This is a genomic window from Catenovulum agarivorans DS-2 (genome assembly GCF_000568405.1).
GTDB classification, from domain to species: Bacteria; Pseudomonadota; Gammaproteobacteria; order Enterobacterales; family Alteromonadaceae; genus Catenovulum; species Catenovulum agarivorans_A.
Genome location: NZ_ARZY01000048.1, coordinates 19,160 through 27,086 on the forward strand (window position 1 = coordinate 19,160; position 7,927 = coordinate 27,086).

At 40.3% G+C, this 7,927-nt stretch carries 9 protein-coding genes and 1 pseudogene; 7 read left to right on the forward strand and 3 right to left on the reverse strand.

Annotated features, from left to right (window positions below; all coding sequences use genetic code 11):
* Nucleotides 1-40: 40 nt before the first annotated feature.
* A complete protein-coding gene (locus tag DS2_RS17675; RefSeq protein ID WP_081754327.1) occupies nt 41-2,119 on the reverse strand; it encodes a TonB-dependent receptor plug domain-containing protein in 2,079 nt (692 codons plus the stop codon).
* A 204-nt stretch (nt 2,120-2,323) separates the two neighbouring features.
* On the opposite strand from DS2_RS17675, the gene DS2_RS17680 reads away from it, so the two are divergent.
* From DS2_RS17680 to DS2_RS17705, 6 genes are read left to right on the forward strand one after another with little or no spacing between them, the layout of a single operon-like run.
* On the forward strand, nt 2,324-3,190 hold the full coding sequence (locus tag DS2_RS17680; RefSeq protein ID WP_035016304.1) for a MipA/OmpV family protein: 867 nt from the start codon (nt 2,324-2,326) through the stop codon (nt 3,188-3,190).
* A gap of 11 nt (nt 3,191-3,201) precedes the next feature.
* Nucleotides 3,202-3,603: a DUF3019 domain-containing protein gene (locus tag DS2_RS17685; protein WP_051479982.1), complete on the forward strand. Its 402-nt coding sequence runs from the start codon at nt 3,202-3,204 to the stop codon at nt 3,601-3,603.
* The gene (locus DS2_RS17690; RefSeq protein WP_035016305.1) at nt 3,588-4,298 is read left to right on the forward strand and encodes a response regulator transcription factor; all 711 of its coding nucleotides are present in this window, start codon (nt 3,588-3,590) and stop codon (nt 4,296-4,298) included. Before DS2_RS17685 ends, DS2_RS17690 begins: the two co-directional genes overlap by 16 nt.
* A 15-nt stretch (nt 4,299-4,313) precedes the next feature.
* A complete protein-coding gene (locus DS2_RS17695; protein WP_051479983.1) occupies nt 4,314-5,570 on the forward strand; it encodes an ATP-binding protein in 1,257 nt (418 codons plus the stop codon).
* Nucleotides 5,567-5,911 carry a hypothetical protein gene (locus DS2_RS17700; RefSeq protein WP_035016306.1) on the forward strand — a complete coding sequence of 115 codons (345 nt, stop codon included), beginning with the start codon at nt 5,567-5,569 and terminating at the stop codon, nt 5,909-5,911. The genes DS2_RS17695 and DS2_RS17700 overlap by 4 nt, the downstream gene beginning before the upstream one ends.
* The gene (locus tag DS2_RS17705) at nt 5,883-6,284 is read left to right on the forward strand and encodes an SDR family NAD(P)-dependent oxidoreductase (RefSeq protein WP_235188639.1); all 402 of its coding nucleotides are present in this window, start codon (nt 5,883-5,885) and stop codon (nt 6,282-6,284) included. The genes DS2_RS17700 and DS2_RS17705 overlap by 29 nt, the downstream gene beginning before the upstream one ends.
* Nucleotides 6,285-6,291: 7 nt before the next feature.
* Here DS2_RS17705 and DS2_RS21005 read toward each other — a convergent pair.
* Both DS2_RS21005 and DS2_RS20095 read right to left on the reverse strand, forming a co-directional pair.
* A pseudogene (locus DS2_RS21005) lies at nt 6,292-6,384 on the reverse strand (type II toxin-antitoxin system RelE/ParE family toxin); the annotation flags it as partial.
* Nucleotides 6,385-6,556: 172 nt separating this feature from the next.
* A complete protein-coding gene (locus DS2_RS20095; protein ID WP_051479984.1) occupies nt 6,557-7,126 on the reverse strand; it encodes a peroxiredoxin-like family protein in 570 nt (189 codons plus the stop codon).
* A gap of 204 nt (nt 7,127-7,330) precedes the next feature.
* On the opposite strand from DS2_RS20095, the gene DS2_RS17715 reads away from it, so the two are divergent.
* Nucleotides 7,331-7,900 (forward strand): CBS domain-containing protein, encoded by a 570-nt coding sequence (locus DS2_RS17715; protein WP_035016308.1) that lies wholly within the window; start codon nt 7,331-7,333, stop codon nt 7,898-7,900.
* Nucleotides 7,901-7,927: the final 27 nt, after the last annotated feature.

Here is a 7,927-nt window from a genome sequence, read left to right on the forward strand (position 1 = left end):
TTTATGCCATATTAGTATTATGTTTATATTTATTACAAGTTTAAAAAGTCACCTTTAAACCAACTGAAGGAAATATCCCCATATCTTGCTCTTCTTCTATCGCTAGCTCGCCAGTTTTATTTACCCGCACATAATCTAAATCTCGCTCAACCACATTTTGTCGATTCAGAGCATTAATTACATCCACATAAAACTCAGCTTCTTTGCCAAACATGCTAAATGGCTTACTTGCTCTAAAGTCTAACCTGGCATAAGTTGGTAAACGTTTGGCATAAGGTTCGCCATATACACCTATGTATTTGTCTTCAAAATATGGGTTGGGTTGAATATCCACAACTTGGGTATAAGCTTCACCTGATTTGGCAATAAACCTAAAACCGAGCTGCCAGCCTGAGTGAAACTGATAGTTACCCACCATATTAAACACCACTGGTGTGTCTAGACGGTAGTCTGATGTTTGCCCCGTTAAATTATTAGTACGCTCACTTCTAGAATAACTGAGCGACATCCAACCATACCAGTTGTCTGCTCTATCGCGGTTTAACAAAAATTCGACCCCTTTGGCATCCCCTGAAGTTTGTGCCACATAGTATTGGTCGTCTGGGTCTTGATCTTGTGGCAGCGCTGTAGGTAGGCGATCAAAGGTTTTATAGTAGCTATCGACTTGCCAACTCCAGTTTTCTAAAAACTCACCTTTAAAGCCAAAGGTATAGTGATTAGACACAGGTTGTTTAATATTTGGGTTGCCAATTTCTGGCATGGCTGTACCTATATCGGCAAACCGATTGTAACGGCCAGCTGATGATAACAAGGTTAAATTGGGTGACAAATGCCAAGTAAGCGCCATACGTGGATGAACAAATGTTTCGTCTAAATAACTGTTTCGTGTTGCTTGTAAGCCCGTTTCTAAACTGACATCTTGATTGATTTGCCAGAGGTCGCTAATAAATACAGTGCTGTCTTTGGTGGTTAGTTTGTGGGTAACATGAATCGGATCACGTCTGCTAGCTTGGCAGTTCACTTCAAACTCTGTACACACAAAATGCACTGTATTAAGGTCGTAAGCAAATTCAGTATTTTTGTATTCGCCTCCCAATGTAACTGTGTGCGCATTAGTTAAATTAAAGCTGTATTTACCTTTAATATATTGCTCAACAAAATCGATTGTTTCGTAATAATCTTCGCCCCACTCTGTAGTCATATCATCTTTATACCGCGCAATAATCCATTGCATTTCATGGCCAGATTTAGGTGTATACAACCAAGTAACAGCTTGGCTAGCAAAACCATTGTCTATTTTGGCATCTCCGGCAAAATCTGGGTTAAGTGCCACCATTTCAAAGTTATCGGTTAACTCTGCTTCAACATAATCACTTGCACCAACCGCCATTAAAGTTAATTGATGCTGTGGATTAATATCCCATACATATTTGGCCAAATAATCACTGTCTTGTGGTGGGTCTATCACCCGTATGCCATCTTCGTCGGCTTCATCTTGCTCTGGCATAAAATATTGGATCAAACCTTTGCGCGCAGATAAATAAAAAGCGGAGTTTTCTGTTGCTTGTCCTTCAATAAATACACCCGCGCGTAATAAAGATGCATCCAAGGTTACAGCAATATCCTGCTTTTTAGGGTCGCGCAAACGTACGTCAAACACAGCCCCTGTCGCGCCTTGATATTCCGCGCCAAAACCCGCTGAATATAGTTGAAAGTCTTGGATGGTTTGTGCATCAAATATCGAGGTATTAAATTCGTGGAAGATATAACCTGCGGGCATACCGTCGATGTAATATCTATTGTCAGCTGGGGATGAACCACGTACCGCAGGCTCTCCACCCGATGCTGGAATAATCACCCCAGGCAACGCGGAAATAGCCGCTATTGGATCGCCCATTGAGCCTGGCATACTAGTGAGCTTTTCAGCATTTTCAGTTATTTGGGTATAGTAGGCGCGGCGGCTACCGACTACTTGTATTTCTTCGGTTGGTTGTGCTTTTTCACTTGCCGTTTCAGTAGTTTCAGTTTCTGCATTGTCTGCTGCAATAACAAAACTATTAAACAGCACACCACTGACAAACAACACTTGCTGAATTGGATTGAATTTAAAATTGAACATTTAAAGATTCCGTTTTATTTGAACTGGTAACAATTAACTTGCTATTAGCTTAACCAAAAGTTCCTTGTAAACTGTAACTAAAGCTTTCGGTTATGTATCAGTTTGTAACTGCTTGTTGCAACAGGCTATTCTGTTACACTCAGATACACAAAAAATGGAACGGGTGACGCACAATTGAATCATCTGAAATGAGGAAATTAACACATGAAACATTTGCGCAAATTATCCACCTGCCTATTCTTATCGTCTGCTATGCTGTGTAGCTCAGGTGCACTAGCCGAAGACATTAGCCATTCCGTGCGTGGTGGCGCATCTATCCCTGCCGATCAAAATGGTGGTTTTTTAGATCTTGGTTTAGGTCTTGCCTATTTTAAAAGCCCACTTTGGGGTTATCCAGAAGAAAACATTAGCCAAGATGCCGGCTTTGCGACTGAATTTTATTTAAATATTAACGGTCGTTATCAATACAAAGGCTTTTTTATTGAAGCATATGCCGAAGGTATCAACGGCTTTAATATGGGTTACAACCTAATCAGCGAGTCGAATTGGTCTGTGGATATTATCGGCGCACCTGTGCATTTTGATATGGGTGATGATGACGATAACGAAACATGGAAAAACTCAAGTTTACAACCACGTGAAGCTGACTTTAGTTTAGGTTTGCGAGCAAACTATTCCCACCCTGAATACATGATAGAAGTACGCGCATTACAAGATATTAGTGATACGCACGACGGCAATACAATTTCAACTTATGTTGGTAAAAACTGGCAAAAACGTAATCTCAATCTACACCTATTGGCAGGGGTGGCATATCATAGCCGACACGCAGGCGAATATTATTTTAACGTAAAACCCGAAGAAGCAAGCGAGCAAGTACCCGAGTACTCAGGCGCAAAAGCAGGTTTTGTTGCCAATGCGGAATTTGGTTTAACTTACCCAATTAGAGAAAACTGGGTGTGGCGCGGCTTGTACCGATATACCAAGTTTATGTCAGGCATTACCGATAGCCCTTTGTTAATTCATGATGAAGCACATATTTTTTCATCTTCCGTTAGCTATGTATTTTAAGGAACAAGGACTTGTTTAAAATAAACTTAGCCAGTGCATTATTTGTTGTTTGCTTAGCTAGCACGCCTAGTTCGATAGCACAGCCACTAGAACACACAATGCAAGCCACCCCCGCTCGCTGCGTGGCACTGCACCAAGGACAAACATGCTATCAGCTTGTTGATATTAGCTGGCAACTAAACTCTATCGGTTCGTATTGCTTGTTTATTAGCTCGTCAACCGAAGCGTTAACCTGTTGGCAGCAAAATAGTCAGCAACAAGGCGTATACAAATACGATGTGCAAAGTGCTGAAGATGTTGTATTTAGTATTAAAGATATGAAGTCTTTACAGACTGTTATGCAACTTAGATTTGAAATTGCATGGGTGTATAACCAATCGCAACAAAGGCGTTCGACATGGCGACTGTTTTAACTGAAAACCTCAATATCTTATTGGTTGAAGACGATGATTCGTTAGCACAATGGATTAGCGACTACTTAATTAGCCACAAGTTTAATATTTTACATGCGGAGGATGGCGAACAAGCCATCCAACTATTTAATCAACATGCAATCGACCTAGTTATTTTAGACCTGAACTTGCCCAAACTCAGCGGATTTGAAGTCTGTCAGCATATACGCGGCCAACATCCGACCCCAATCTTAATGTTAACCGCCAGCAGCGAAGATAACGATGAAATAAAAGGGCTTGAGTTAGGTGTTAGCGACTTTATGCATAAACCCGTGCGCCCAAGGGTTCTGCTCGCGCATATTCAAGCCTTGTTGCGTCGTGAAAAACCAACCAACACAGAACAGTTACAATTTGGTCAATTGGTGATTGAAAAAGTTAGTCGCGAAGTAAAACTAAAGCAAAATAAGATAGATCTAACCGCTAACGAATTTGATCTATTATGGTTACTTGCCAGCCAAGCAGGTCAAATTGTTTCACGGGAAACATTGTTAAAAGCCTTGCGAGGACTGGAATATGACGGTTTTGATCGCTCTATCGACATCAGTATTTCACGTTTACGTAAAAAGTTAGGCGACACAGCCCAACCATCTGAAAAGATAAAAACCATTCGTGCTAAGGGTTATTTATTTAATCAAGAAGCATGGCACAAGGTTTAATTAGGCCGAACAAACATGCGTATTTTTACTTTATCTTTAATTAGTGTGACCTTGTGTGCCGCTATTGGTTTGGGTTATTTGCTTGACTATAGCTACCTAAAAATACAACAACAGCAGCATCAAGCTATTCAAATAAATCAACATCAAAGCTTTTTATTTGCATTAGCTAAACAGTTAAAACCTGATAGTCAAATACAAGCACCGCTAACTTTCACATCGAGTAACTTATCTGAGTTTTTTTTGCCTGCAGAGCTCACCAAGCATATTCAAACAGGTGAACCATTGTTTTTGCAATCTAGCCAACAAATGTCTTTGCACTGGTTAGACAAAAATAATTCACAGCAGATAATGAGTTTAAGTTATCCACTGCCAATAGATGATGCAGTGCCACGACCGCAAAAAGACTACAGACTATGGTTTACCCTAGCTTTTTATGCAGGTATCGCCTTGTTAGTTATGTTGTGGTCTGCGCCATTGATTCGGCGCTTATTTATTATTCAAGCCGCGTTAAATAAGTTCGGTGGAGGTGAACTGAACCAGCGCATACCTAATAGCCACTTTAGCTACATTAAACAAATTGAAGTGGGTTATAACCAAATGGCACAGCGCATTCAAACCTTGTTAGAAGATAATAAATTGCTTAGCCGCGCTGTGTCGCATGACTTACGTACCCCCATAGCACGCTTGCGCTTTGGGATAGATTGGCTAGAAGAAAAATTTGAAGACGATGCCGACGCATTGCAACATATTAATCGCCTCAGCCGAGACTTAGATGAAATGTCTAATCTAGTGGAAACCCTATTGCAGTTTGCCCGTTTGGAACAACAACAAGTGGCGTTAAAACCACAAGCATATGCGGTAAGGCAACAAATCAGTCAGTTAGCTGATACGGCAATGCAATTACACCCAGACAAACATATTCAACTAGCAATTGATGAACATGCGAATATTCAAGTTGATGCTAACTATTTTAATATGTTGCTGAATAACTTAATCACCAATGCCTGCCGCTATGGCAAACAGCAAATTGATATTCAATTCAAACAACTTAAACAAACTTGGGTGCTAAGCATTAGTGATGATGGCGACGGCATAGCGGCAGATATTCGAGATAAAGTTTTACTGCCTTTTTACCGCCAACCAAACTCGCAAGGATATGGTATGGGTTTAGCTATAGTGGCACGTATCGCCAAGTGGCATAACTTAGATTTGACGTTAGATGAAGCGCATTTGGGTGGACTAAAAGTCACTTTGAAAGGAAAACACAAGTGAAATTAACTAAGCATTGGAAGAATTTGTTGGTGGCCTGCGCACCACTAGTATTAGCAGCATGTGTCGTTGTACCAGAAAAAATTGAATACTACGATAAAGACTGCCAAGTGGTCAGTCGGACATACACACTAACGACACAGGAAGTAAAAGTTTACGGCCCTATTAGTAACTGTTCTAACAACGAATGTGTAAACCAAGTTACAGGTATGGTATTTGCCGCCGTGATAGCTGTACCCATTAGTGCTGTGGTATCAGGCTCTATTGTGATTGTCGGCAACACCTTTTATTGGTTAGAAAAACAGGGGAAGTGTGTTGCAAAGTTTTATCCCAGTATTGGCTAACCCGTGCAGCGTAGTGTATGTCTCTAGCGTAGCTGTTGAAAAAGCTTGGCCGACAGCTTCAGTTTATTCCGCCAGTAAAGCCGCGTTTGAAGGTTTAACAGGCTCAATTAATTTAGAGTTAGCTGCACAAGGAGTGCGTATAAACCATTTGCGTCCAGGCGTCACCTTAACTGAAATTCAAGCCAAAGCTGGTATGACAGACGAGCAAATTGGCGAGTTATCTAGCAATATGGCTGGTACGCCTATGGGTAGAATTTTACAACCACAAGATATGATTACCGCCATTGATTATTTGGCATCAAATGCATCTAGCGGTATGCGTAATGCGGCTATTCGAGTAGATGGCGGCTTTTGTTTGGGTGATTGTTGCTAAAATATTCTTACAGGTGTGCTAAGTAATCCATTCTTTTATGTAGCACACCTATTATCAAAATATGTTCTTTTTCAATGGAATAAAAAACAAGATGTTGACCTTGTGGATATTTTAACCTTCAGTACCGTCAATTTTTCGCTTCAACAACTCCATCATGTTGTCTATATCCATGCCACTATAATTGCCAGACACAGCATCACTAGCACCTTGATCCAAATGTTTACGCAAAGCCACTATTCCAATAAAATACACAGCGATTGATGCTAATGAAGTTACAAAAACTTCTGCAAAACTGTGCGAATTTGTTCGCCAGTAGGGCGAGTTTTATAGTCTTTATCCACATAAAACCACACCACTTCACCACCTTTTTTCACTAAAATGGTTGCTGGGTGTGGTGTGGTTTGATCTTTTTTCAAACCTAAACTATCAATAAATTTCAATTCAGGATCGGTTAAAAACAAATACCCTTGGCCAAATTGCTTCTGCGTGTTTTTGGTTGTTGCTTCATCATCTGGGCTAATTGCGACTAGGCGTGTATTGTGATTTTTCAACTCAGGTAACACAGCTTCAAAAGATTCGAGCTGATTAACACAAAATGGGCACCACTCACCACGGTAGATCACCAAAAGTAAATTTTGTTTGTTGGCTAAATTACGCAAATTAAATTGCTCACCTTGGCCATCTTTTAGTGCGACCGATGCAATATTGTCACCTGTATTAAGATTAAACGCTTCAACACCATTGTATGCGTCTTTAGACAGATACCTATCATCAATATCAGCGACTGAACAGCCAGACAACCACATCAACATCACAACCGAAAACCATAGTCTAAATTTCATTGTATACACTCCTTAAAATATAAAGTTGAATTCTAAATAAAAAAACGCTTATCGTTATTAACTAACCTGAACTCTAGATAACTATAACCGCCTAACTGACAATATACTTTCACGCTCTCAAAATATTTTTACGACTATTGGTCAAAACTAACAAAAGCGGACTGCATTTAATAATGGGTCCAATAAAAATAGTTGGGATAAGCGATGAAAAATCTTTCTTTGTATCCAGTTGATAGCCATGACCACCTTGTACAGCCTGAAGAGTTTAAAGAAATAAACCTAAGATCTGCTGCACTCGAAATATTTACCGATTTTAAAAAACACAAACCGTTAATGATAGATAGCCAAACGTCAGCACTTGCAGCCGAGCAAGAGATGATCCGCTCACATGTAAAAATGAAACTTGTTGTTGATCAAAACAAAGAATTAATCGGCCTAATTAGCTACGACGATATCTGCAAACAAAGTGTTGTCAGTATGGTGGTAAATGGCTTTCAACAACATGAAGTGTCCGTTGCAGATTTAATGCGGCCACGCGATTCATTACACGCACTAGAGTATTCAGACATAGTGTCGTCTTGTATTGGTGATGTCGTCAATACATTGCAGAAAAATGGCGTACAGCACTGTTTAGTGGTTGATCACCAGCAACAACATATTCGGGGTTTAGTATCGGCCAGCGATATTGCCCGCAAACTTAGGCTGAATATTTCAATTCAAAAAGCGCCTTCGTTTGCAGACATATTTACTGCGGTTAGAGGGTTAACAGACTAGGGCCTGTTGACCTTTCGAGTGCAATTT